At 40.4% G+C, this 1,162-nt stretch carries 1 protein-coding gene and 1 other annotated feature; the gene reads left to right on the forward strand.

Annotation, left to right across the window (positions count from 1 at the left end; genetic code table 11):
* Nucleotides 1-52 precede the first annotated feature (52 nt).
* Nucleotides 53-1,162 (forward strand): IS3 family transposase gene (locus FTU44_RS15045; protein ID WP_180051317.1). Its coding sequence is split into 2 segments (ribosomal slippage), with 1,111 coding nucleotides annotated over them: nt 53-329 and nt 329-1,162; the frame shifts between segments, so codons are not numbered across the junction. This gene is flagged as partial in the annotation.
* Nucleotides 328-444: a sequence feature (AL1L pseudoknot), on the forward strand. It overlaps the preceding gene by 117 nt.

Below are 1,162 nucleotides of genomic sequence, written 5' to 3' on the forward strand. Positions count from 1 at the left end.
CTTGAACCGTACCGGGTTTGTCGGAGACCAAACTTTCTGAGAGAATGTCCCGATGAAAAAAGTAAAATATACCCCTGAAATCAGAGATAGAGCGGTTCAATTATTGATTGAATCCGAAAAAGATTATCCATCGAATTGGGCTGCGATCACGGCTATTGCGCCTAAGATTGGTTGTACGCCTGAAACTCTACGTATTTGGTATCAAAAATATTTAGATAAACAAAACCCAATTAAAGTACAGCAACTTTCAGATCAAGAACGTATTAAACAACTCGAACGTGAAAATAAAGAACTGCAACGTGCTAACGAAATTCTACGTAAAGCAGCCGCTTTTTTCGCCCAGGCGGAGCTCGACCGCCCACACAAATAATGGTGGATTTTATCCATAACAATAAAGCGTTATATGGTGTTGAGGCGATTTGTAGAATTTTACCTATCGCACCTTCAACCTATTACCGGACTCTAGATCTCTGTGAAAATCTAGAACATCGAGCGAAACGAGATCTACATGATGAGCATCATGCTGAGCAAATCAAACGAATTTGGAAAGAAAGTTCAGGTCGATATGGTGTGCGTAAGGTCTGGCAACAATTGAAGCGTGAAGGTTATGTTATTCCACGTTGTACAGTGGTTCGCTTGATGCAGAAGTTAGGTATACAAGGTGTTTGGCGTGGTAAGAATAAACAAACCACCCGTAGCCGAGATGATCAAAAAAGAGCAGATGATTTAGTGAAACGTAATTTTAATGCTGATCATCCAAACCAACTATGGGTCGGTGACTTTACGTATATTCAAACTCATTCAGGCTGGGTCTATACCGCATTTGTTATTGATGTGTTTTCACGTTCGATTGTTGGCTGGAAAGTATCTACACGGATGAATACAGATATGGTACTTGATGCACTGGAGCAAGCATTGCATGATCGAGGTAAGCCAAAGAATGTAATTCATCATTCCGATAGAGGTGTTCAATATCTTTCTATTCGCTATACCAATCGTTTAGAAGCAGCAAATTTACGAGCATCAGTCGGTACGACTGGTGATTCATACGATAATGCTTTGGCTGAAACGGTGAATGGCTTATACAAAACAGAGGTGATTGAATATTTAAAAGCAGATTGGCAAGGTTTAGCAGATGTACAACTTGCGACACTAAACTGGG

The organism is Acinetobacter sp. YH12105, from assembly GCF_013419095.1.
Taxonomy (GTDB): domain Bacteria; phylum Pseudomonadota; class Gammaproteobacteria; order Pseudomonadales; family Moraxellaceae; genus Acinetobacter; species Acinetobacter pseudolwoffii.